A 23,923-nucleotide genomic window follows, 5' to 3' on the forward strand; every position below is an offset into this window, starting at 1 on the left:
TTCATATAAAATAATTGCACACAAACTATTGACTTTATTATATTTTTTTATGAATAAGATTCCATCTCGTTTAGACGTTACAAAAGAAATCACCAAAGGCCTTATTGATAAGATTCTTCTCTTACACGGCGTTATCACTTTTGTTTGCAAAAATCTGCTTCGCTTTTGACTTTTGATATGGATAAAACCTCTTTTGAGCTAGAGCAAAGAATTTTTTAATCATGGAGAGTGCAACAGTGCTCTTCAAAATCTTGATTGGTCTGTTGAAAAAATTAAAGAGGTAGATAATTATTCAGCACGTTATCAACTACCAGATTGTGAAGTACAAATTCTTTATAATGACGCAATTATCAAAGGTTATCCGTAATTTGATGTTGGAGTTTCGATTAGTACTGGTATTTTATCTGCAATTGATCCCTATCAATTCTCAGCACTTACAAGATCTACAACTTGATTTTTATAAAAAGGGGTTGAGAGTTTGTGAAGAAGGAATATATGCAGATTGGTTGGAATTAAGCTTGATTATGTCTTGAAATAGGCGATAGAAAGAATTGATCTTCATAAATGCTTTTATTCCAGATATGGAGCACCATCTTGGCGAAAGAATGAAGTTGGAGGCACATAAAGGTTATCAAGGTATATGATGCAGATTATAGCTTACTTCATATTGGTGCACTGTCTTTATTGGGTGATGTTGCAACCTTACAATCTTATTATCAAAGTTTCAGTGCAGAGGATCATTTAGGCTTTGATGAAAATACCCAACAGATTCATCTGAACGTGCATTGGCTTTAGTCAAAGAAGTGGTGAAATCTAAGCAGCTCAGCTACGCTTTAATTAAAAAGTAGCAAAAATATGAGCTATCTAGAAGAAAAACAAAGTTCTTAATAAGGGCCTTTCCAGAGAGGTGGAGTTTCATTCTTGCAAGGAAAAAAATAGCTAAATTTATCGAAACAAAAGCTAAGGAATAGCTCCTTAAGAAATATCAAGAAGATCTAAAAAGATTATAGGAGCCAGAGTCTGGTTTAAAGATGCCATCATCAGTTGAGTGAACTCAACAATGGTGGAGTTTTATCCATTGGCGGAAATCTGATGTTTGAAAGAGGCTTTCTTGATGTGAAGGTAATATTGTAATAAATAATTATTATAAATCAATAAGTTGTATATATTCATTGTTTTGAGGTTAATGACCATTGACAAATAATTTTGCACCATTTTCTTTCTTCCAGCTTTTCGTCAATCATCAATGAAAATTTTTTATAATGGAAAGTTCATTGATAATATAACTTTTGTATGTCATTACTTTACGCTTTTAAAAAATATAAAAATAATGAAATGCAATTGAGTTATCAACTGCTTATTCTTTTCAATTTTTAATCATAAAAAAATCTTTTTATTCATTTTGCTTATAAAAAGAATTAGCTTTTTTCTGGTGATACAAGTGGAGAAATAAGGATTTTAGATATGTTTCGGCGTTCCATTTCAATCACTTTAAAGTGTAAACCATCAGTTTCAAAGCTTTCTCCCTCATTTGGTAAATGACCAAACTGCCAAAGCATAAAGCCTGCCAGAGTCGTATAACGATCTGCTTCATCCACAAGGTTACGCCCAAGATAACCACTTAAACGGCGGATATCAGCATATCCCTCAACAAGAAGACTGCCATTTTCAAGTTGTTCTGCGATCATGAGTTCTTCATCGTCATCAGGAAAGTCTCCTGCAATAGCTTCAAGAATATCGGTTGGTGTTGCAATTCCTTCAAAAGATCCATGCTCATCAACAATAATTGCAAGCTGAATCGAAGAATGACGTAATTGCTCCATCAATCGTAAAACACTTGTGTTTTCATGAACAACGAGGGGTTCTCGCATAGCTTTTTTCCAATTAATCTTTTTCCCCTCAGCCAAATTCAAAAGAAGATCTTTTGTCAATGCAACGCCAACAAATTCATCCACTTTTTCACGCGCAAGAATTAAGCGGCTATGTTTAACCTTTTGTAATTCTTCACGCATTTCATTTTCATCAGCATTTAAATCTAACCACTCAATCTCATTACGCGGCGACATGATAGAGCGAACAGGGCGATCAGCTAAATCGAGAACACCACGAATCATCTCCTTTTCTTCTGGTCTAAACAATTCAGAAGCTGCGGCCTGTTCAGCAATAACATCTACAGTCTCAGCAAGGTGACTATCTTTGCTTCCTCCTCCTAAGAGCCTCAAAACAGCATCAGCTGTTCTACTGCGTAGATCATTCGTTTTAATCATTTTTTCACGGTTACGACGTCCAATTTGATTAAAAGCTTCGATGAGAACAGAAAAACCAATAGCAGCATACAAATACCCTTTTGGAATATGAAAACCAAATCCTTCAACAATGAGAGTAAAACCAATCATCATCAAAAAACCAAGACAAAGGATTACAATAGTGGGATGACGATTAATAAAACGCATAAGAGCACCAGATCCGCACATCATTACTCCCATAGCAGCTATGACTGCGATATACATAACTGCTGCCTGCTCTTTTGCAATCATACCTGTTGCGGTAATAATACTGTCTAGTGAAAAAACAGCATCCAGCACCACGACTTGGACGATTACTTGCCAAAAAACAGCATAACCAACGCCTGTTTTTCTTTCATGTGATACTCCTTCTAACCTTTCATGTAATTCTAGCGTTCCCTTTGCGAGCAAAAAGGCTCCACCACCGATTAAAATAAAGCTATGCCAACTAAATACAAAAGATGAAAGTGAAAGAATGACCCTATCGAGTCTCATAACCCATCCAATAACGGTAAGAAGGAAAAGCCGCATAATTAATGCTAAAGTAAGACCTATAAAGCGTGCGCGGTCACGCAAATGCAGTGGCAATTTTTCAGCTAAAATTGCAATAAAGATAAGGTTATCTATTCCTAAAACAATTTCGAGAAAAACCAGCGTGATCAAACCAAACCACGCATGGGGATCAGTGATCCATTCCATCATTCATTACCTTTTAGAAGCTTAAAAGCGCGCGATTGACAAAAAAAATTCATAGGCTTTTATTCGTATATTGGATCATGAACATTGAATGTAAAAAACTTATATTCAAAGAAAAAAACAGCACAATATTGCTTGAATGCATGTGATTGTTGATAAAACAAAACGATGCCCCATCCCGCTTACAACCACAAGAAGGTTCCTCTAATTTTCGCTCGGGCATTATGCTCGATAATCCTCTAACTATAGGTTCTGTATAACAATCAGAACATTTATTTATAAAGCCTCTTATAATGGGTTTATTTTTATATAAGATCAAGTGGTGAATATCATATTTTTAACCTTACAGACAATGAGTTTATATAACAAACAACAAAATATCTGGACATCTATCCTTAGGAGCGTTATAGAAACGCTCATTCTCGTCTTTTGAGAAGCTTATGGGTGATTAGCTCAGTCGGTAGAGCAGCTGACTCTTAATCAGCGGGTCGTGGGTTCGATCCCCTCATCACCCACCATTTTATTTTATACCGTAAATAACTTATTGATTGCGTAATTTTTTTTAAGGTACGAGTTGCTAAATAAAATTGGGCAGTAGGATTTCCCCATATCTGTTTGTTTAAAAGTGAAGATTGTTGATATAGCTTAGTCATCGGTTTTTGTACTTTTTAGGGGATTCAAAAAACTTCCAAAGGACATTTAAAGATCTTTTAATGCGTATTGTTTCTTTTTTTAAGTTGCAATTGGTAAGGAGAAGCCTCTTACCGACAATTGTGTTATTTAAAGGGGTATAAAAATCAACAGTTTTCACTTCTTTTAATATAAATTGATTAATTTTTTTTTGGATTTTTAACATATTGTTTAACGACAGAAGAAACTTTACACTTTAGTTGTGTCAGCAGCGTGGATATTTTTTGATAACTCTCCCGCTTAAACAAAAAACTTCTGTAATAATCATCAGTATTCCAAGAGGGTAAATCAAGATAAAATAAAGTAGTTAGCTGGACATACAAGTAATAAAATTAGATCAGTTTAATTGTTTAAAGCTAATACCTGTTAAACGAAAGACAATAGGCTTTAATGAGGCTTAAAGTTTTAAAATATTAAGCTGCGTGGTTACGCTATGCTGTCTTTCCATTAGCTTAACCTCTAAAAATATAAATATTAAGAAAGCCGCTCGAACTCATTATAATATATTGATTTATAAAGAATTGATTATTATTTGTTAGATAAAAAACTTTACTATCATAAACTTCTTTTGTTTCAATCCCTCTTATAATGAATTAATTAAAATCATTCATTTGTGCATCATAAATGGGATTAACGTGTGGATAAAGACTATTGAAGAAAGGCATAAAAATAATTCTCATTAATGTTCTTAAGTGCTAAAAGTTATCATAACATTGGAAAAATAGTATAATGGCGCAGGCTTGCTCTTTTATTAAGTATAAAGATAATGGTGCAACAATAGCTTTACTATTATACCATTCACGGGTATTGTTGTGTAATGGGGAAGAGCACTGAGAGAGTTTTCTTAAAAAAGATATGTAAATTGGTAACACGATGGTGTTCTGTTCTTATATAGGCACACAAAAAGAAGTAATTGATAGCCTTTTATTTATTCAGGTGGTGTTTTGGGGGCTCTTTTCCAATATTGTTGCGCCTCAAAAATGACGACCACAAATAATGAAAGGATGAGCGGTATAATCAAATAAAACATTCTAAAAACAATAAGTGCTGCAATAACATCGGTTGGATTTATATTGGGCATGCCTGTTATGAAGAGAGCTTCAAGAACTCCTACTCCTCCTGCTGGAGCATTAGAGAGAAGAGTTATCGTAAAAGACGCTAGGAAAACACCAAGAACAGATATAAAATGAATATCTGCGTTATGTGGGAGAACAGCATATATAATTCCTGCTGCTCCTAAAAGCTCTAGAGGGCTAATGAGAAGCTGTTGAATAACAATTTTCAGCTGTGGATAGGAGAGTTGAATTTTTTTGCCCAAGCGTAAGGGTTTTAACTGAAGCCAGCTGCCAAACGTATAAAGTGCTATACAGCTGAGTAAAATTGCTCCAGCCGTTGTTCCGAGCCATTCAGGAAGTTCTTTATGAATGAGGGTGATAATTTCGGGTTGCAGCACCAAAACGATTCCCAAAAGTAAGATTGTGCCGATTACAAAAGTAAAAGAGCAAAAACCTACTAATATTGCGATTTCTGTTCCGTTTAATCCTTTCATTTTATAGGCGCGATAGCGTACAACGGCACCAGAAAAAACTGAAGCACCGATATTGTGTGAAAGAGCGTAGGTTGTAAATGAACATATAGCGATAAAAATCCAAGAAATTTTATGGCCTAGATGTTGCAAGGCAATTCGATCATATCCAGCAAGAGCAGCATAAGCTAGGAGAGAACATAAACAGGCTAATAACCAGTGCTGTGCATTTAAATTGCTCAAGCGCTCCAATACATCCCCAAATGAAATGACAGAGAGCTTCATGTAAAGAATTCGAATAGATACCAGCATTGCTAAGATACCAATCAATGGCCATATAAATTGCTTTATTTTCACGATTCTGTATCCATTTTATGTTTTCTGTAAATTTTCATGATTGAGCATATTCCTTACAGATCTTCGTTCTGTTATATACTCTATAATGCCATTGGCAATTTCTTCATCATCTGTTACTACAACATCAGCACCTAAATCAATGAGATATGTTGTTTCTGTGTCGGATAATGCATGTGTGATTATCTGGATATCTTTCTTTATATCACGGATATTCACGATACATTCTCCTACTTCAATGGTACTTCGCATTGTAATAACAACTTTATGTGCATTATTTATATTTGCTGCGTTCATTATTTCTTGTTGAATGATATTGCCGCAAATAGCCTCAAAGCCATCTGCAATCGCTTTATCAGAGAGGCGTTTTGATTCTTCTACGATCACTATAGGTTCACCTCTATTTATTAAAGATAATGCAACACACTTACCGATACGACTATAGCCAATAATTACGATATGGTTGTTTTTTAAGGTCATCGGTAAAAAATCTTGGTCAGGATCTTGTGGATCAATATCAATAATTGTTTGGGTATTTTGTGAAGATGCAGAATTTTTTTCTAGACGTTTTTTAATTTTATTACAGGCAATGAAAACAAGAGGATTGAGCAAAATAGAAAAAATTGCTCCTCCAAGAATTAAATCATGAGCGTCATTGTTTAAAAGTCCTAAGCTTAAACTTAAACCAGCAAGGATAAAGGAAAATTCTCCGATTTGGGCAAGGCTTGCAGAAATAGTCAAAGCTGTCGCATTAGAATAGCGAAAAGCTTTAACGATGAAAAAGGCAACAGCAGATTTTCCGATTACGATAATGAATAAGGTTGCTAAGAGAGGGAAAAAATGAGTTAAGAGTTTCTCGGGGTCAAATAACATGCCTACAGAAACAAAAAAGAGAACAGAAAAAGCATCGCGCAGTGGTAAAGATTCTTCCGCGGCACGGTGGCTTAATTCTGATTCGCTCATGACCATACCAGCAAAAAAAGCACCAAGAGAAAGAGAAACACCAAATAAATGAGCGGCTCCGAAAGCTACTCCTAATGCAATAGCAAAGACGCTAAGACGAAATAATTCACGTGATCCCGATTGTGCGCTCATTTTTAAAAGCCATGGGATAACGCGTCGCCCAATGACGAGCATAAGTGCAATAAATACAATTACTTTTAGGATAGTGAGACCAAAAATACCCCAAATACTTAAATCCAACCATTGAACAAGAGGATCCAACGCTTCTTTTTTGGTATTGCTGAGGGCACTTGCCAAGGAAGGGATGAGGACAAGTATAAGGACCATTGCTAAATCCTCAATAATCAACCATCCAACGGCAATGCGTCCTTTTTCCGTTTCAATAAGATGACGCTCTTGCAAAGCACGTAGCAGGATAACGGTACTTGCTATGGATAAAGCAAGACCGAAGATCAAACTACCACTAAAGCCCCATCCCATAATCAGACCAAGGCACAAACCTAGAAAAGTAGAAAATGCCATTTGTGCAATAGCAGCGGGGACAGCAATAGCTTTGACAGATAAAAGGTCTTTTAATGAAAAGTGGAGCCCAACACCAAACATCAGCAAAATAATACCAATTTCAGCAAGTTGATTAATGATGACAGAATCTATTTTAAATCCGCCTGTATTGGGTCCCACAATAACACCAGCTAACAAATAGCCTACAAGGGGTGAAATACGTAAACGGCTAGCAATCATTCCCAAGAGAAATGCTAAACATAAGCCTGCAACAATAGTTGTGATAAGTGGTGTGTCGTGGAGCATGGATTATTTACTATTCTTGATCAAAAAGCGAATGAATGAAAACGACTATATTTCTATGAGAAGAGAGGCGAGATGTACCATACGCATTAAAGGGTATTTTTATTTCACTTTGATATTTGCACGATTATTTCGCTCACGCCACCAATTTCCTAGCAGGAGTAAAATAGGAGCAGCAATAAAGATAGAGGATGATGTTGCAATAATAATCCCAAAGACCATGGGTAATGCAAAATTATGAACAGCACTTCCACCCCATATCGCCATGGGGAGCATCGCAAGAATTGTTGTGGCTGATGTAAAAAAACAACGTACAAGAACCTGATTAATTGACAGATCAATCAGCTCGCGCAACGGCATTTTTTTATAAAGACGCATATTCTCGCGCATCCTATCATAGACGACAACTTTATCATTTATAGAATATCCAACAATTGTTAAGAGTGCAGCGATAGCCGTTAAATTAAAATCAAATTGAAACAAAGCAAAAAAGCCAATCATTTTTGTGGTGTCTAGAATGAGAGTGATAATTGCTCCAATGGCAAAGAACCACTCGAAGCGTAACCATATATAGAGAGACATGGCAATAGCTGCAAGAATAACAGCAGTAAAAGCAGCTGTGGCAAGCTCGCCTGAAATTTTTGGACCAACAACTTCTATTTGATCGAATGTGGTATCGGGATAGATATTTTGTACAGCTGTTTTGACCTTATCAATGGCGGTGGTTTGTTGTGCTTCGCCACCGCTTTGTTTCTGCATGCGAATTAATACGGTATTTTCGTTATCAATATTTTGCAAGGTAACTTCACCAATATTAAGAGTAGAAAGCTTGGAACGCAGAGTTGCTAGATCTGCTGGTCCTTTCGTGGTAATACTCATTTGGCTTCCGCCAATGAAATCAATACCAAAATTCAATCCAGGCTTTAAAAAGAGAAAAACTGAAGCTATTGATAAAACAATTGAGACGCCAATACCAATGAAACGTGCTTTCATAAAGTGGAAAGTTGTGTTTTGTGGCATGATGTTGAAAGCAGAATGAATATGCAGTTTTTTAATTTTCCATTTACGAACGATCCAAATCATGATGATGCGCACAATGGTGATATTTGTAAACATGGAGATGATAATACCAAGCAACATTGTTACAGCAAAACCACGAACTGGGCCTGTGCCAAACCAAAATAGTAAAACAGTGGCTATAATGGCTGTAACATTTGCATCAACAATGGTTGCAAAAGCTTGTTTAAATCCACGATCTAGAGCTGCAAAAGCACTCACGCCTTTTCGACTTTCTTCGCGAATACGTTCATTGATGAGAATATTGGCATCAACGGCTATACCGATGCCTAAGATAATACCAGCAATACCGGGCAGCGTAAGCGTAGCTCCAAGGAGACTTAGTGCAGCAAATGTTAAAATCGTATGGAGGGCTAGTGCTATATTCGCAATGAGCCCCCAAATGCGGTAGAGAAGAAAAATAAAAATTGCAACGAGAATAAAGCCAATTATGCCCGTATAAAGTCCCATTTGGATGGCATCAGCGCCAAGATTTGGACCTACGGTTCTTTCTTCAATGACGGTGAGTGGTGCGGGGAGGGACCCAGCGCGGAGCAAAGCAGCCAGAGTTGAGGCTTCTTTGGGGTCAAAGTTTCCTGTAATTTGACCTTGTCCATTGGGAATAACACTATTGATGGTAGGAGCGGTTAAAACCTTATTATCAAGAACAATGGCAAAAGGACGGTTAATATTTTGTCGTGTTATATCGGCAAATATTTTTGCACCAGCCGAATCTAGAGTAAATGAAATCATAGAACGTCCTGGCAATTGTGGATCAAAACCAGCACGGGCATCTTTCAGGACATTTCCATCTAAAGCAATTTGATCATAAATTGCATAGCGTTGCGTTTCATCAGTATATCCAGGAAGAATTGAAACACCTATCGGTGGATTATTGGGATCCACATTAGAAGGAACAAGATGAAAACTCATTTTGGCAGTTGTTCCTAAAAGATCACGTAATTGTTTTGGATCTTGTAAACCAGGCAATTGGACCATAATACGGTCATTTCCGACCTTTTGGATGGCTGGTTCTGAAACACCAACTTGATCTATACGGCGCCGGATGATTTCTAAGCTTTGTTCAATAGCATTGCTTATACGATCTTTTATACCAGCTTCCGTTAATGTGATACGAAACATTTCATTTTGAGCACTGATCGTGATGTTATGTTCTGTCGTGCCAAAGCTACTGTGTATGGGGATTATTAATGTTTTCAAAGCAGAGAGTGCTTTTTCAGTTTGTGAGGGATCAGAAATAAGCGCGACAACGCTATCTTCAACAATACGCACATTTGATGTACGGATTTGTTTTTCACGCAATACATTGCGCACATTGCTTAAAACGATGTGTAATTGATCGCGTTTTAACGTTTTGCTATCAACCTCGAGCAGAAGAGAAGAGCCTCCTTGAAGATCAAGACCAAGTGCCACACGGGTATTGGGTAAAAATTTCGAGTTGTTAACTTGTTCGTGTGAAAATAAATTGGGTAAGGCAACATAAATGCTGCTTAAAAGGATAAAGCAATAAAGGGTAGTTAACCAACCAGGTGTACGCATGATATATTCCGTAAATAGGCAATCTAACAGTTATTCAAAGTTAAAAGCACAAGTAAAATAAGATGATCGTTTTTATATTCAAGGAAGAGAATTAAGTGTGTTCATTGGGAGGAGCGCGTTTATTTGAGAAATGTTGTGTTTTAACGTTACGAAATCGTGTGTCAACAGCAGGAATCTTTATTAAAAAGAAATCCAATGTTAGGATTTTTTGAAAGGTCCTGATAAAAATAGATTCTGTATGGAGTGTTACAAGTTTTTTGTTTTCAGTTGTGGTAACATTCACATGGTCACACTTATGATGTAAATCAAATCTATTCGTTTTAATGACATTATTGGTGTGTGATTGTTTGATTAAATAAGCACGTGTTTCTAGGTTGCTCGTCAAGAATACACCTAAACTGGATAGAAAAATCCAGGTTGTCAAAGGAAGAAAATCTTCTTTTTTGCAATAAAGGTGCAAAAAAAACATGCTAGAGTGCCTTCTTTAATCTTATTGAGTTCAGCTTATTTATCATTCTTTTATCTTATTACCAGTATTATAGGATAAGGGAAAGCTTTTATAAGATTATTCTATAAAAGTTGAAAATATCTACTTTATACCATATTTAAAAGAGAAAAATAAAATCCCTTTTGTGCTCATAAGGTAGATATGTATTCATTTTGTAGAAAAAACATCCACATACTTTTCCTTCTTTTGGGGATTATCTTTGTATTTAATTCTGGTGCATGGGGTAATAGGGGGGCACAAAATACAATTGTCGAACAAACGATAGCTTCTTATTCAGTTGATGAAATTATTCAGCAACAACAGTTGATTATTGAGACTCTTGAAGAAAATACTGAAACTTTAAAAAGAGATTTTGACAGAAAGCCAGAAGATGAGCATGCTTTAGAAGAATTACGGTTACGTGCACAAGATATCAGTGAACGTGCTATTGAGGCAGCATTTGTTTTGCGTCCTCCTCTTAATGAGATTAATACACTTCTTGATCAATTAATGGAGCTCCATCGTGACGTGAAAAAACTGAAAAGCTCAGTGAAGGAATATTCCTACTTGATAGAGCAAAAAGCTAAAATTAACAGTATCATGCTTCGTTTTGAAGCAATTTTCTTAGCGGCAAATAGAATAGCTGAACTTTCTATTTCTCAATCTCGGGAGCTTTTTAAACGCGCGCTTACGTATAGGCTTGAGTTTTCGATTCCGATGGTTAAACATCTCGCCCAAAAAACAAAAGAGGCTTCATCAGATTTTCTTGTGTTGTTAAATTCTTGGTGGAATTTTATATTTTACTTCAAGTTTTTACAACTATTTCTTTGCTTTTTAATTCCACTTTTTATTACTTTGGGACTTTCGTATTTTTCTCAAAAAGTTCTTGTTCATGTGTATTGCCACTTTACGAAGTCTAATGAGGAAATATCTTATTTACAACGCTTATTGATCGCCTTTATTTCAGTTCTCTTACCTTCACTTATCTGTATTTTTTGCGTTTACCTTGTGTTGTTTTTGTTTCGTAGTTTTAACTTAGATCCAGGTAAGCTTACAACAGTTTTTGATATGATAGGTTGTCAAATTATTTTATTATTTTTAATCAATCGATTAGCTGTTGTTCTTCTATCATCGAATCGGCCCCATGTGCGTCTTCTCAGTATTGCACCATCGTCTGCTTATCAATTAGTGATTTTACTCACTTCTTTAGGGGGTATTTTGGCATTTGACGCTGTTCTTGATAGTATTTATCAAATCATTTCAGCGCCTCTATCTTTGACAATTGCTAAAAGTTTTATTGCTGTTTTTCTTGTAGCGATATTGCTATTTATAATATCATTTGTACCTTTGCGGTTTAGACGTAGGCGTGTTCAAGAAGAAAAAAAAGAGCCATACTTTTGGCCATTTTATATACGCATTCCTCTTATTGGCTTGGGGTTACTGCTCTTTGTATTGAATTTTTTAGGTTACGTTGGACTTGCGCGTTTTATTACGCAGCAAATTATGATTGATGGAGCATTTTTAGTTCTCATGTATTTAGGAATACAAAGCGCTCAAGCACTTGGAACTAAAGACCAATTTATGAAAACAACGGTTGGTCATCTTTTGATGCAGAGGTTTCATTTAGAAGAAAAAACGATGAATCAATTGGGAGTTTTTGTGAGCGTTTTTCTCAATTTATTTGTTGTTATATTTTGTGCAATGCCAATTGCTGTCCAGTTTGGATTTTCCTATTCTGATTTAAAAGCAGTTTTGTGGCAATCGGTGACCGGTTTTCAGATTGGAAATATTAGTCTTTCTTTGATTTCTCTTGTAACAGGAATTATTTCTTTTTGTGTTTGCTGGTTTCTTATTCGCCGATTTATTGGTTGGTTAGATAATGTGGTGTTGGTTCATGGAGAGTTCGATTCTGGTATACGTAATTCTATCAAAACAGTGATAAGTTATGGAGGCGTTGTTGTATCTGCTTTGACCGGATTATCAATGGCAGGTTTGGATCTTAGAAATTTCGCTCTTATTGCTGGAGGACTTTCACTTGGTATAGGTTTTGGTTTACAGAATATTGTCCAAAACTTTGTCTCTGGACTTATTATTTTAGTTGGAAGACCATTTAAAATAGGGGACTATATAGAATCTGGATCAGTAGGGGGTGTTGTTAAGCGTATTAGTGTGCGTGCAACGGAACTTGAGACAATTCAGCGTAAGACGATTATTATTCCCAATTCAAGCCTTATTAATAACAACGTTAGTAATTGGACACGACATAATAAAGTAGGACGAATTGATATACCAGTTACTGTATCATCTAAGGTTGCTCCAGAGCATGTTGCTAAAATTTTGTTAGAGATTGCTTCTGCGACAGAAGGCGTTTTAAAAAATCCTATCCCACAGGTAAGTTTTACAGCATTTGATCGTAAGAGTTTTTCCTTTAATTTGGCTATTTATGTGCCTAATATTACCTCATCTTCTCATGTAACCAATGCTCTTCGATTTAGCCTATATAAGCGTTTTTCTGAGGAAGGAATCTTAGAATGCTGAAATATACTTATATTTTGATTACAGTTATTCTATTAAGTATTTTTACCATAACAGCTTTTGCTGCAACAGTGAAGAATACTGATTTAAAGATACAATCTCTTATTGTTGTTGAAGGAAGTATACCTTCAAAAATTTCTTTAAATACTCATCAAACAATTACAATTTGTATGAAGGGATGTTTTATAACTTTTCCTAATAAAGACCGTTTTGCAATAAAGGCAGATGATAATATAGAAATCAGTAGGGGAAGAGCAATTTTTAAATAAAATGATTGAGAATTTTTGTTTTGGGACAAGATTTAGAAGGATAATGATATTGTGTGTAATTAATAATCTCATCCTTTAGAAAATGGTAAAAAAAAGTATGATTTTAGTATAAAATGGATGTTTTTTTATACTATGTAGAATCTACAGTATGCATTTTGGATGTAAGAATATTGAGGTATTTATAGTATTGTTAATGAACATCGATTTTCTAAAAATAATTACATCATTTTTAGAATTTTTTCATGAAAAAAGGCATAAAATATACTATTTTGTGATTTTTTTTGCGGTAATTTTAATACAAAATGTTTTATATTTCCTCCTTTTGACAAGATAATAGGTATTTTTATTAAATATTTATTATTTGAAGTAATCATTATTATAACATTTTAAAATTTATTTGATAATATTAAATTTTGATGTAATGATATATTAATATAGTAATAGATTTAAATGTAATTATAAAGGAGTACATGCGATTTTGCGGCATAAGATTTTATAAAACTTTGTTTTTCTAAATGTGATTTTTGATTATATTTAAATTTAGCAATGGGGTATAATTTTATGAATACAAAATTTATAACAGCATCTGTTTTTTCTTTGATTTCACCTTCTATAGTACAGGCTGCAGATGTGGTGGCTCACGAAGAGCCAGTACATGTTGCCTCAGAAGTTGTTGCTTCTTCACCTTTTTCTTGGGCAGGTTTTTATTTCGGGGGGCAAGTTGGTGGCTTTTCAAGTAAGATTTCTGCAACAGTGCCTGATGTTAATATTCCTCTCTATCCTGATGAGGGGAGTAAAAGTAAACCATGGATACCTGTCGAGAAACAGAAAATGCCCGATCTTTCTGGGTTTATAGGTGGTTTTTATGCGGGTGTTAATTTTGATCTCGGTAATAATTTTATTATGGGGATTGATACGGATATCATTTTAACGGAAAAAAAGGATACAAAAACAAGATTTCATGCAGATGAATCGAGTGCTGGTGGAACTGAAGGATCCAGCACTAAAGGATCGGGCACTGAAGGATCGGGTAGTGATACTGAGGAATTAGATACAGAAGAAAAAAGTCGAAAAAAGGCAAAAATTGTCAGGAGACAGGGCAGAGGCTTTTCTCGCTCTTCTGCAGAGGATAAAGAAGAGAAAGACAGTTTAACGTTTAATCATACGTTAAAACAAAAATGGACAGGTGCTACACGGGTGCGTGTTGGGTTTTCTGCAGGGCGTGTGATGCCTTATATTGCTGGTGGTGTTGCTTATGGACAGTTTCAGGATATTTTGTCGACAGTAATTACGGGAGGTGAGCCATTTAATAGGACATCGGATGTAACAAAAACGATGATTGGTTATACTCTCGGTGGTGGTGTTGATTTTGCAATGACAGATCATCTTATTGTGCGTGCGGAATATCGTTACTCAGATTTTGGTAAAAGGAAATTCAAAGACGAGATTGAAGTTAAGTATAAGACGAATGATTTTCGCGCAGGAATAGCTTACAAATTCTAATTTTGTAGGATAAAGGAGCTTAAATTTAAGAGGTCCTATTTCTTTGATAGGGCCTTTATTTTTTAATTTTATGCATTGTAAACACTATTTTATGGTGAAAAAAGGGGGGCTTTGACTTTGAGTGAGAATGAGGAGGTAAGGAAGAGTTACTCAGATTCTTAATTGTTAAGAATAAAAAATTTTTAGTTCACGAGGTGTGGTTGAAACATTTGTTGGCAAAGAAGGATTGCTTCGTCTTTCATATTATTACAGTTATCACTTTATAATACCGTTATAGAGTTGCAAACAGTAAACTTAAAGAGAGTTTTTACTATCTAAGTAATGAGAAAATAAAGAAAATTCACATAGAGTGGTGCGGACGGCGTGCACGTTTGTGCAACAATTTTTTCTTCCCTTAGAACTCTCTACAATATCACCTGATAGCACAGTTTATCTTTTTTCTATTTAATAACTAATTGTTTTTATTTTATTTATTAAATTGCCTTTTATATATAATCTTGGTACCAGATGAAAGTGCTCCAAGTGCAATTCAAAAGGTGGTTTTTAAAAGGTGGTTCGGAAGAACGTGATAGACTGTCTATCTTATCTGTAAAAAATCTATCTAAAGGAAAATATGCTGACAGAGCTGGTTTATGGCTTGTCAAAACTACACCAGATCAAGGATGATGGGTTTTTAGGTTTGACCTCAATAAAAGACGACGAGAAATGGGATTAGGCTCTTGTCGCAATTTATCTTTAAAAGAAGCACTGTTCAAAGCTTTAGCTTGTCGTGATCTTTTAGATCAAAGAATAGACCCGATTCGCCGAAAACAAAAAGAAAATTTGCGTCGGGCAGGGGGGTATTTCTTTACGAGAAATTGCCTCTAGTGCTTTTGAAGCCAAAAAACGAATTGAAAAATGAAGGAAAAGCAGCAAGCTGGTTAACACCTCTTGAGTTACATGTTTTTTCTAAACTTGATGATACGCCAATCATTGAACTGACGCAAATTGATATAAAAGGATGCATTTTTCCTATTTGGAAGACAAAAAACGAAACAGCAAGTAAAGCTCTATCCCGCTTGAATATAGCTATAAAACATGCGGTGGCACTTGGTATAGATGTGGATATGCAATTAAAAGCAAAAGCTTTATTAGAAAAGTTTATTCAAAATACCCAAAATATTCCAGCTATGCCATGGAAAGAAATGCCTAAGTTTTTTCAATCTTAAAATGATGAGCTTGTATCACATCTAGCTTTAAAACTTCTTATTTTGACGGTTTTTTTATACCAATCAGGCATATTCAGAGATTTATGGATCAATATGGATTATCCCAAAAGAAAATATGAAGAGAATTGTTGGAAAGGTTTCTGATTTTCATGTGCCGCTTACAGCTGAAGCGCTTGCTGTTATTGAAAAAGCAAAAAATGGTTTTTTATTTGTTGAGAGTTTTGGAAAGCCCATATCTGATGTAGCACTTTCTAAATTCATGAAAAACAAAGGTTTTAATTATAGACTTCATGGTTTCAGATCGATTCTGCGGGACTGTATAGCAGAGACAACGTCAACACCATTTGAAATTGCAGAATCTGTTCTTGCGTATTCAGTTGGGAATTCAGTGACAAAGGCTTACATGCGGACGGATTTTTTAGAATAGCGCCGTGTTCTCTCAGAACAATGGGCGTCTTTTATATCTGGAGAGGCTTGATAATTGTTATGTCTATTGTCGCGTCAGGTGTCTAAGAAACATTTAAGCGATTAGCGGATAGATTACGATATAATCTCTCTTTCCTCGCTTTAAAAGCGGGAAGGGGGTAAAGCTTTCAGTTTTTGGTTAGCCACTGTTTTATAATGTGCAAAGATATTGTCTATCGCATCCATAAGGCGTGCAAAATCAAGGATAAGCAAAAAAAAGAAAAAATGCTATCCACTTCATCAAACGAGACATCATTTTCACACTTTGATAGGTGATGATCATTTCTTGAAGTATTTCTTTTTCTGATTCTGTAAGCTCTGTGTGTTTTTTGGATTTTTTTCTAGCCATGTTTCCACCCACACACGCGTTCACCTAGATTATTGTGCTTTAAAATTTCTCTTGCTAAGTTTGAACTGATGGTGTTCAGATCTTTCCGGCTTAAATAAATTGGCAACCAGCCAATACAAGAAGAAGCATATTTATTTGTCGCGCAACCAGTCAGAGAGAGCAGTACGCACATCAGCATCACTTTTTTGATTAACTTCACTTTCCACCTCCAGACGTGTTGTGGCTGCTTTTAAAGCTTTTTCTGTTTGCTTTTGTTGCTCTGCTTTTTTCCCAAGATTAAAAGCTCTTGCTAAAATCATAAAAAAAGCAGCTAAAGCCGCGCCTATTAACAGCAGATTTCTTTTCATCCATAAGATCATAGGCGGTGTTCCTGAAAACGTTTGGCAACAAAGAAAATACCAACACATGCGGCTAAAACCATAATGGTTGCCAAAGCCCATTGGATTGGTCCATTTCCTGCTAACAAACCACCAAGCCCAGAAAAAGAACCAATAATCGGTGCAAGGGCTTCGGCTTTGAAAACCCCCGTTGGTGCTTGCGTTTCTACTGTTTGATAATTGGAGGAAACATAAGCCCCTTTTGCCCATAAGCCTGTTTCTGCCGCACGCCGGTGTGCTAAACCTTCAAGACGCTTTCCGCCTGCTTTGGTCCATTTCTGTAGCTCGGCAGGGACAGCTTCATATTCACCTTGATTGAGCTTTTTTAACAGTGTCGAGTTACAAAAGGCTCTTGTTAGTTGACGCTATTTCTAAAAATGATTGATTAGGATTAATAATGATACTATTATTGGTTATAAACAATAAAGTTGAAAAAATAATCAGCTTGATGAAAGCATCACCAAAGAACATCAAGTTTTCAGATTTGTTGGCTGTGTGTGTGTGTGTGTGTACATTTTTTTTGGAGAACCGCGGAACAATGGTAAAAGCCGCTTTGTTTTTAAAACCCCGTGGCTTGGTGACCCCCGTATGAATATTCAAAAAGATTCTGGTAACAAAGCAAAAGCTTATCAAGTCAGACAAGTCTTACAAGCGATAGAAAGGATGAAACATGAACAATAATCATTATACATATCGTGTTTTGTGGTCGCAAGAAGATGAGGAATATGTTGGATTGTGTGCAGAATTCCCATCCCTTTCATGGTTAGATGCTCAAGCAGAGAAAGCTTTAAAAGGTATTATGGACCTTGTTTCAGAAGTTGTTGAGGACATGCAACATAATGGAGAAGAAGTTCCTCTGCTTTTGTCTCATGGTAAATATAGTGGCAAGTTTCAATTAAGAATACCACCAGAACTCCATAGAAAACTTTCAATACAAGCCGCTGAAAATGGTGTTAGTTTAAACAGATACATTTCTTCTAAGCTTTGAATCTTTTAAAAATCTATACGTACTAAAAGAAAATTAATTCTTATGAAAACCTCTAAATTAAACAAATACCCGTTTTCAAGACGGATGAAGAAGCAGAAAACTTTGTTGATACTGCAACCTTACTGATTATGACTTAACTGATTTTAAATCTGTTCATTTTGAATTCTTACCTAAAGAAGCCTCTTGATCTTCTCCCCACCTTTAAAGATGGGGAAGGGAGGTACTTAAGCAACCTTTTTAATGGGGTTTTCTAGATCTGGTTCGTAAGCTCGCAATAAAGGCAACATAACTGTAGGAAACTCTGAATCGCCAAAATCTGTAAGAGCTGCCAAAATCTTTGTAATATTAGGCACTTCATCTTGAAGTTTAAAAACTAAAGCTTTTTCCACCATGCCCATAATCTCAATTATGGCAGTGCAATCCTCATCTCCAATGCTGTGATGATTGGAAAACTGAAACAATGCTATTCATAAATCGCACAAAAAATCGATACTGGTATTCATTGCACACCCCCAAAGATTTTCTTTGCCATACTGCACGCCATCTCGCTTGCCCCTTAATGCCCCCAGATACGCCGCTCCTCACGGGGGCGCACGTAATTATAAACCGCCTGTGTATGTCCACCACCGGTATCAATACAAGCAGCTGTTATCCTAATCCCCTCTTTATAGCCTGGATGTGGCCAGCGTTTTGCAAGATATTCATCCAATTGGTCCCATACTTCAAAAGAAGAGGGATCACCAAGGATCACTTGATAATCAATATGCCAACTTTCTTCACTACGCCCCCATCCCACCACTTCAAGTTCCAAGCGGTCATTTTGCACATCAATACCAGCTGTCAACACGACGGATTGTTCTGGTGCCAATGGATAATCTTCGCGTTTTGCATAGAGGCTATCAGGATCAATAACTTCGCCTGTTCTGTCCTCCCATGGCTCTCCAAGAACTGTATTAATAAAAACTTGCAAAAGAGCAGGGTCTTCTTTGGCATTTAAAAACTCTCTTGCACATTCCCCCCATGTAAGCCAAGGAGAATAGAGTGCCGAAATATGATAAGAACGCAAATTGGGTCTGCTTGACTCACTGGTTGGGACCCAGCATGCGCCTCTTTCTTCACACATGAGATCTGTTTTTCGGTGCTCGGCATGTTCATGACCACAATGCGCACAAACAAAAACAGCTTTTTCGGGAGCCCCTTTCGGCCATTTGATTTGTGACCAAACAATCGGCTGGAGTGTACCACATGCATCACAAGGCACGTTGTAATATCGCTGGTCTCCTAGTACAAAATCTTTGGCAATACGGCTTGTGTCACGGTGGGTGGGTGTGGACAATTTAAAGATCTTTCGTTGTACAAAGGTTGATGTGCGCTTTTCCGCAATCATCACTGGATCACCTTCGTTATCGACACTGAGAGGATAACCATCCACTTCATCCAAAATCAGATAACGAATAGGCATGGAACGCAAACCAGCAGCACTGTTTGCCCCTGTAAGCATCAGTGCACCACCATCAAACTCTTTCGAAAACATGGTATTCCCGCTGTCGCGTGCCCGCGCTGGGGCAATGCGTTCGCTTAAAGCAGGGCTTGCCATAATCATAGGATCAAGCCGCGTCTTTGAAAGCTTTTTGGCTGTCTCAACCGTTGGCATCACATAAAGGGCAGGTCCTGGACTATAATGAATAGCATAACCGCAGAAATTTAATCCTGCCTCTGACATGCCAACCTGCGCCCCTTTCATGACAATAGTTGTTTCAATCGGTTTGTGAGAGGAAAGATTATCCATGATTTCGCGCAAATAGGGGGTCCGCTTTGTTCTCCACAATCCAGATTCAGCACTTGCTACGGTGCTAAGGTATCTATTCTTATCCGCCCATTGCGAAACCGTATACGGTGGGTCCGGTTGTCTTGCATTATTGGCATGGGCGAAAAATTCTTCGACTGCATTGTCATCCATTATTCGTTTCTTGCAAGTTCTCTAACTCTGGAGAATGAGGATCATGAAAAGGCACTGGAATATTAACCGCCTCAAGCAAAGCGGTTCTCATAGTGTAATCAATAGCACCAATAAGGCTGGCCGCATCACATCCAACTTGTGCAGCAATGCTTGCACCAAAACGATGAGGAAAATTCAACATAGCATCACGGTGCGTTCTTCCAAACTCACGAGCTGCCTTTTTCATTTCTTCTCGATCAACAGTGGTTTCGCGCAATCGTTCAAGTGCAATCTTTTCGCTTTCAAGGGCAACTTGCATTCGCTCCAGTTTTATCTTGTATTCATTGGCTCCATCTGTAGAGGCTTGTTTGATCTTTGTCCGCGGTTGACCATCAGGCGCTAAAAATGGAGCAGGGCGCTTTGTTGGATTCTCATTCCAGATGGCTGTTGCAACGGCTTCATTGACAGAACCATCTTCAAAAAGAGCCTTATCAAATTTACCTGTCTTTATCCGAGAAACCACCGCATTATGTGAAACACCCATCTTCTTCGCAAACGCACGAACCGATAAACCCTTACGCGTTTTCTTATTCATAGTTGCTCCATTTTGAATGGTATATACGAATTATTGTACACTTTAATTGTTGACAAGGTTTTATTTTTCGTGTACATAAAATATATGAAGATAGTGTGGGATGAACCAAAAAGAGCTTTAAACATTGATAAACATAAGCTTGATTTTGCTGATGTTATTTACTTTGACTGGGAACATGCTCTTATTGATGCAACACATTCAAACCGCATGAAGGCTATTGGACATTTTGCTGATGGCACAACAGTTATTGTTTTTGCAAAGCTTGGCAATGAAGCGATATCCATTATCAGTTTTCGTCAAGCGAATAAAAAAGAAAGAGAGGTTTTCAATGATTATCAAAAAAAACTTTGAAACAGGATGTGGCTACACAAAAGAAGATTGGGACGCTGTGGATTCCCCACCATTGACAGATGAAGAACTTGCACGCTTAAAGCCAGCTAAAGATGTTTTACCAGCCTCCTTTTTTAAATATGTAACAGAAGAACGCCGTAAACGTGGGCGTCCACCGGTTGAATCTCCCAAACAAGCGGTTACTCTACGCCTTGACCCAAATGTTATTGCCTCTTTTAAAAAACAAGGAAAAGACTGGCGAACACGTATGGGTGAAGTCTTAAAAAAAGCAAGTGGTTGTTAAGCCAAACGATCTCGCCACTCTAAAAAATGTGCTTTACAGTTGAAATTAAACTTCAATTGTATTACATTGAAGTACAATTACAAGAGGAGAGCTCATTATGGCTGCCAGTCGCATGGTTCAAGCGCGTGTACCAGAAGAAATTCAAAATATCGCTAGTCAAGTTATTCAAGCTTCAGGTTTATCAGTAAGTGATGTTGTGAGAGTGTTGATGACGCGTATTGCACAAGATAAAGCTATTCCGTCCTTCTTGTTTCAACCTAATGCAGAAACTATAGCGGCTTTTGCAGAACTAGAGGAAGGTAACTTAAAAAAGTTTCATTCCGTAGACGAATTATTTGATGATCTCTATGCGGACGATTGAACGTACCACTATCTTCAAATGTGATTTCAAGCGTGAAATGAAAGGACGGTATCGGCATCTTTTAGATACTGATTTGCGCCAAATCATTGCAGCATTAGCAAATGATCAACCCTTAGAACCTCGATATCATGATCATGCATTGACTGGGAATTGGAGCAATTATCGAGATTGCCATATTCGACCTTACCTAGTGTTGATTTATCGCTTGATTGGTCAAGATCGATTGATTTTAGCGCGTCTGGGCTCCCATTCAAAACTTGATCTTTAAACCACCTCCCCATTTTGAGAACGGGGAGGGGAGATGTGTTTTAAATCTAAGCAGCTTTTACGACAGATCTTGCTAAAACGCGCTTAGCTTCTTTTGTAACTGATTTGTAATGATCAAGTTCTTTTTCGATTTCATCTATTTTCAAAAGATAACCAAAGATGATACCCATGATTTTAGGATAATTTGTCAAAACATATTGGCGAAGATAGTTAAAATCATCAAAGCGTGTATCATTATCATAATCAACAGCTTGGTTTCTCAGTTTCTTTTCACATTCAATAAAGTAACGGCGTGCTTGACGTCCTTTCTCATTGCGTTCAACCATGGAAAGTTCTTTCGCCATGTCTAAGGTGAGGTGATATTCTTTGCTGATAACATTTTAACGTTTCCCAATTTTGGGAAGCGTTAAAATATAGTCTTTTCCCTCTTCAAATTCATACTGATTAATACGGTTCGTAATCCAAATAGCAAAACGTTTACCTATTGCCAAAAATGTATGTAATTCAGGTGCATTCACTGTCTGAACGATATCACCATCAATCGTAGTTTGATGTAAGTCAATTAAATATTGTGCCATGATTTGGCTCCTATGTGCTTAAAGGTTTTCTATTGACACTCTAAAAGATGCCGGGTGCTAGAAAACACGGCACATAGCCCGTCGTTATGCTTTCCCCAAGGGTATTGTATAGCATAACTACACCCGACAAAGTTATTATATGCGCCTAACATACAATGAGTCAAAGTCTTTAATGTGCGGAAGACTGATTATTTCGGCAACCAATCCGCTATGTGTTTAAGGTGTTTTCTAGGCACCTGATTCGAAAATACCTATTACTATAGAATTGTCCAGCAACAAAAATTACTTTTTGCTAAGAAAACGTTTCACATACTGTACAGTGTACATATTGAAATTGTTATTTATCAATGAGTTAAGTGTACAATGTACAGTCAATTTGAAAATTCTGTCGCTAGCGATAGTTCGCGCTCGCCTGCCCCGCAACGAAGCCAATCCGCTGGGAAATACCTTTTGAATTGATTTTATTGATTTTTTTATGAAAAAACAAAGCATAAATGATGATCTTTTTTTAAATTACAATAAGAATATGTAATGCTTAAACTCATAAGGATATGTAAGATATAGATAAAGCTTGAGAACATGATCTAGCCTTTCTTGTTGGCAGCATATTCTTGACGTTTAAGTTGTCTCTGTATGTTTTCAGTTAATCTTTCATTGGCATATTGTGCAATAGCACTTGCAATCTCTGGCTTGGACATCACTTTAGCAATTGAAGGTCCTTCTTGTTTTGCAATGGGGAATTGATCTCCATCCGCTCTTTGAAACACATTCCCTCCCATTTTCAATTCAACACGCTTTGGAAAACTGCCTCCCTTGATAAAACCATGGGGTAAGATTTCTTTCTTTCCAAACAGTGTGTAAGTTACGCCGCGTTTTGTTTCGTTTACTTAAAAAAATTTAAGAGGTATCGGTGTTACAGAACCAATGATATCTGTCTCGAGAAACCTTGCTGTCGCCTTTTCTTTAATATAAACGCCTTTTTTGACACGCTTTGATTGGACAGATGTAACATCGGCAATTTGTTTTTCTGCAAAGCGTTCGACTGTTTTGCTGCGGTGTTTAGAGCATTACGCACAGCCCAATTAAGGCGTGGTGCTTGAAGACTGGTGAAGGCATCCTTCACCTGTTGAAGATACCATTTTGGGTAGATGATTAACTTCAACATCTAAGCCTTTTTGGGGGTAGGTGTTAATGACTTGGAAACTTTAGAAGCTTTTGGTTTTTCGGGTGGAATTTCTTCGGCTGCTGATTCAGTTGATGTTTGTGTGGCTTCTTGTTCTATTTGCTTAATTTGTTCAACTGTCTTTTCAGGTTTTGCTGTTGTTTTGACTCCAATAAAAGGTTTTACAGCATTGGCGCGCTTGAGACGTGCGTAGACTTGATTGGAAACTTCAACAAATGGATTATTGGGTGTTGATGGTTCAAAGCGAACAGT

At 36.8% G+C, this 23,923-nt stretch carries 22 protein-coding genes, 1 tRNA gene and 6 pseudogenes; 14 read left to right on the forward strand and 15 right to left on the reverse strand.

Going from position 1 to position 23,923, the window contains the following annotated elements:
* Window positions 1–666: 666 nt before the first annotated feature.
* Window positions 667–795, forward strand: a complete 129-nt coding sequence (locus tag ACFINY_RS06720; protein ID WP_375629689.1) for a hypothetical protein — start codon at window positions 667–669, stop codon at window positions 793–795.
* A gap of 623 nt (window positions 796–1,418) precedes the next feature.
* Here ACFINY_RS06720 and ACFINY_RS06725 read toward each other — a convergent pair.
* Window positions 1,419–2,987: a TerC family protein gene (locus tag ACFINY_RS06725; RefSeq protein ID WP_375612149.1), complete on the reverse strand. Its 1,569-nt coding sequence runs from the start codon at window positions 2,985–2,987 to the stop codon at window positions 1,419–1,421.
* 436 nt (window positions 2,988–3,423) lie between these two features.
* Here ACFINY_RS06725 and ACFINY_RS06730 point away from each other — a divergent pair.
* A tRNA-Lys gene (locus ACFINY_RS06730) sits at window positions 3,424–3,499 on the forward strand.
* Between the two features lie 1,100 nt (window positions 3,500–4,599).
* Here ACFINY_RS06730 and ACFINY_RS06735 read toward each other — a convergent pair.
* From ACFINY_RS06735 to ACFINY_RS06750, 4 genes are all read right to left on the reverse strand, one after another.
* Window positions 4,600–5,553, reverse strand: a complete 954-nt coding sequence (locus ACFINY_RS06735) for a YbhN family protein (protein ID WP_375612150.1) — start codon at window positions 5,551–5,553, stop codon at window positions 4,600–4,602.
* Between the two features lie 15 nt (window positions 5,554–5,568).
* Window positions 5,569–7,320, reverse strand: coding sequence for a YbaL family putative K(+) efflux transporter (gene ybaL, locus ACFINY_RS06740; protein ID WP_375612151.1), 1,752 nt, complete (start codon window positions 7,318–7,320; stop codon window positions 5,569–5,571).
* 99 nt (window positions 7,321–7,419) lie between these two features.
* Complete coding sequence (gene secD / locus ACFINY_RS06745) at window positions 7,420–9,933, reverse strand: protein translocase subunit SecD (protein WP_375612152.1); 2,514 nt, start codon at window positions 9,931–9,933, stop codon at window positions 7,420–7,422.
* A 91-nt stretch (window positions 9,934–10,024) separates the two neighbouring features.
* Complete coding sequence (locus tag ACFINY_RS06750; protein ID WP_375612153.1) at window positions 10,025–10,402, reverse strand: hypothetical protein; 378 nt, start codon at window positions 10,400–10,402, stop codon at window positions 10,025–10,027.
* A gap of 180 nt (window positions 10,403–10,582) precedes the next feature.
* On the opposite strand from ACFINY_RS06750, the gene ACFINY_RS06755 reads away from it, so the two are divergent.
* From ACFINY_RS06755 to ACFINY_RS06785, 7 genes and pseudogenes are all read left to right on the forward strand, one after another.
* Window positions 10,583–12,958 (forward strand): mechanosensitive ion channel domain-containing protein, encoded by a 2,376-nt coding sequence (locus ACFINY_RS06755; RefSeq protein ID WP_375612154.1) that lies wholly within the window; start codon window positions 10,583–10,585, stop codon window positions 12,956–12,958.
* Window positions 12,952–13,224 carry a hypothetical protein gene (locus ACFINY_RS06760; protein WP_375612155.1) on the forward strand — a complete coding sequence of 91 codons (273 nt, stop codon included), beginning with the start codon at window positions 12,952–12,954 and terminating at the stop codon, window positions 13,222–13,224. The genes ACFINY_RS06755 and ACFINY_RS06760 overlap by 7 nt, the downstream gene beginning before the upstream one ends.
* A 561-nt stretch (window positions 13,225–13,785) precedes the next feature.
* The gene (locus ACFINY_RS06765; RefSeq protein WP_375612156.1) at window positions 13,786–14,727 is read left to right on the forward strand and encodes an outer membrane protein; all 942 of its coding nucleotides are present in this window, start codon (window positions 13,786–13,788) and stop codon (window positions 14,725–14,727) included.
* Between the two features lie 522 nt (window positions 14,728–15,249).
* Window positions 15,250–15,393, forward strand: coding sequence for a hypothetical protein (locus ACFINY_RS06770; RefSeq protein ID WP_375700939.1), 144 nt, complete (start codon window positions 15,250–15,252; stop codon window positions 15,391–15,393).
* A 12-nt stretch (window positions 15,394–15,405) separates the two neighbouring features.
* Window positions 15,406–15,594 (forward strand): annotated as a pseudogene (locus ACFINY_RS06775) (hypothetical protein); the annotation flags it as partial.
* A 23-nt stretch (window positions 15,595–15,617) separates the two neighbouring features.
* Entirely contained in the window at window positions 15,618–15,935 is a 318-nt protein-coding gene (locus ACFINY_RS06780) for a phage integrase central domain-containing protein (RefSeq protein ID WP_375612157.1), read from the forward strand.
* A gap of 115 nt (window positions 15,936–16,050) precedes the next feature.
* Window positions 16,051–16,362, forward strand: coding sequence for a hypothetical protein (locus ACFINY_RS06785; protein ID WP_375612158.1), 312 nt, complete (start codon window positions 16,051–16,053; stop codon window positions 16,360–16,362).
* A 166-nt stretch (window positions 16,363–16,528) separates the two neighbouring features.
* Here ACFINY_RS06785 and ACFINY_RS06790 read toward each other — a convergent pair.
* The 4 genes and pseudogenes from ACFINY_RS06790 to ACFINY_RS06805 all read right to left on the reverse strand — a co-directional run.
* Window positions 16,529–16,749: pseudogene (locus tag ACFINY_RS06790) on the reverse strand (hypothetical protein).
* Window positions 16,742–16,927, reverse strand: a complete 186-nt coding sequence (locus ACFINY_RS06795; RefSeq protein WP_375612159.1) for a hypothetical protein — start codon at window positions 16,925–16,927, stop codon at window positions 16,742–16,744. Before ACFINY_RS06795 ends, ACFINY_RS06790 begins: the two are co-directional and overlap by 8 nt.
* The gene (locus ACFINY_RS06800) at window positions 16,881–17,108 is read right to left on the reverse strand and encodes a hypothetical protein (protein WP_375612160.1); all 228 of its coding nucleotides are present in this window, start codon (window positions 17,106–17,108) and stop codon (window positions 16,881–16,883) included. The genes ACFINY_RS06795 and ACFINY_RS06800 overlap by 47 nt, the downstream gene beginning before the upstream one ends.
* Window positions 17,105–17,482 (reverse strand): annotated as a pseudogene (locus ACFINY_RS06805) (lysozyme); the annotation flags it as partial. The gene ACFINY_RS06800 and the pseudogene ACFINY_RS06805, both read right to left, overlap by 4 nt.
* 314 nt (window positions 17,483–17,796) lie before the next feature.
* Between ACFINY_RS06805 and ACFINY_RS06810 the strand changes: the two are divergent.
* On the forward strand, window positions 17,797–18,114 hold the full coding sequence (locus ACFINY_RS06810; protein ID WP_375612161.1) for a type II toxin-antitoxin system HicB family antitoxin: 318 nt from the start codon (window positions 17,797–17,799) through the stop codon (window positions 18,112–18,114).
* 224 nt (window positions 18,115–18,338) lie between these two features.
* Here the strand turns inward: ACFINY_RS06810 and ACFINY_RS06815 are convergent, their stop codons facing one another.
* The 3 genes and pseudogenes from ACFINY_RS06815 to ACFINY_RS06825 all read right to left on the reverse strand — a co-directional run bounded on the left by ACFINY_RS06815 (window position 18,339) and on the right by ACFINY_RS06825 (window position 20,648).
* The gene (locus tag ACFINY_RS06815) at window positions 18,339–18,581 is read right to left on the reverse strand and encodes a hypothetical protein (protein ID WP_375612169.1); all 243 of its coding nucleotides are present in this window, start codon (window positions 18,579–18,581) and stop codon (window positions 18,339–18,341) included.
* A 52-nt stretch (window positions 18,582–18,633) separates the two neighbouring features.
* Window positions 18,634–20,074, reverse strand: a pseudogene (locus tag ACFINY_RS06820) (phage terminase large subunit family protein); the annotation flags it as partial.
* Window positions 20,067–20,648, reverse strand: a complete 582-nt coding sequence (locus ACFINY_RS06825) for a hypothetical protein (RefSeq protein ID WP_375612162.1) — start codon at window positions 20,646–20,648, stop codon at window positions 20,067–20,069. The gene ACFINY_RS06825 and the pseudogene ACFINY_RS06820, both read right to left, overlap by 8 nt.
* A gap of 84 nt (window positions 20,649–20,732) precedes the next feature.
* Between ACFINY_RS06825 and ACFINY_RS06830 the strand changes: the two genes are divergently transcribed.
* The 4 genes from ACFINY_RS06830 (at window position 20,733) to ACFINY_RS06845 (ending at window position 21,911) form a co-directional block, all read left to right on the forward strand.
* Window positions 20,733–20,999: a BrnT family toxin gene (locus ACFINY_RS06830; RefSeq protein ID WP_375612170.1), complete on the forward strand. Its 267-nt coding sequence runs from the start codon at window positions 20,733–20,735 to the stop codon at window positions 20,997–20,999.
* Window positions 20,977–21,282: a BrnA antitoxin family protein gene (locus ACFINY_RS06835; RefSeq protein ID WP_375612163.1), complete on the forward strand. Its 306-nt coding sequence runs from the start codon at window positions 20,977–20,979 to the stop codon at window positions 21,280–21,282. The genes ACFINY_RS06830 and ACFINY_RS06835 overlap by 23 nt, the downstream gene beginning before the upstream one ends.
* Before the next feature lie 97 nt (window positions 21,283–21,379).
* Window positions 21,380–21,643 carry a type II toxin-antitoxin system RelB/DinJ family antitoxin gene (locus ACFINY_RS06840; RefSeq protein WP_375612164.1) on the forward strand — a complete coding sequence of 88 codons (264 nt, stop codon included), beginning with the start codon at window positions 21,380–21,382 and terminating at the stop codon, window positions 21,641–21,643.
* Window positions 21,630–21,911: a type II toxin-antitoxin system YafQ family toxin gene (locus ACFINY_RS06845; protein WP_375612165.1), complete on the forward strand. Its 282-nt coding sequence runs from the start codon at window positions 21,630–21,632 to the stop codon at window positions 21,909–21,911. The genes ACFINY_RS06840 and ACFINY_RS06845 overlap by 14 nt, the downstream gene beginning before the upstream one ends.
* 46 nt (window positions 21,912–21,957) lie before the next feature.
* Here the strand turns inward: ACFINY_RS06845 and ACFINY_RS06850 are convergent.
* The 3 genes and pseudogenes from ACFINY_RS06850 to ACFINY_RS06860 all read right to left on the reverse strand — a co-directional run.
* Window positions 21,958–22,488 (reverse strand): annotated as a pseudogene (locus tag ACFINY_RS06850) (antA/AntB antirepressor family protein).
* A gap of 584 nt (window positions 22,489–23,072) precedes the next feature.
* A pseudogene (locus tag ACFINY_RS06855) lies at window positions 23,073–23,650 on the reverse strand (hypothetical protein).
* 3 nt (window positions 23,651–23,653) lie between these two features.
* A partial coding sequence (locus tag ACFINY_RS06860) for a hypothetical protein (RefSeq protein WP_375612166.1) occupies window positions 23,654–23,923 on the reverse strand: 270 nt, incomplete at its 5' end.

This window comes from Bartonella sp. AA23NXGY, assembly GCF_042197165.1.
In the GTDB taxonomy this organism is placed as follows: Bacteria; Pseudomonadota; Alphaproteobacteria; order Rhizobiales; family Rhizobiaceae; genus Bartonella.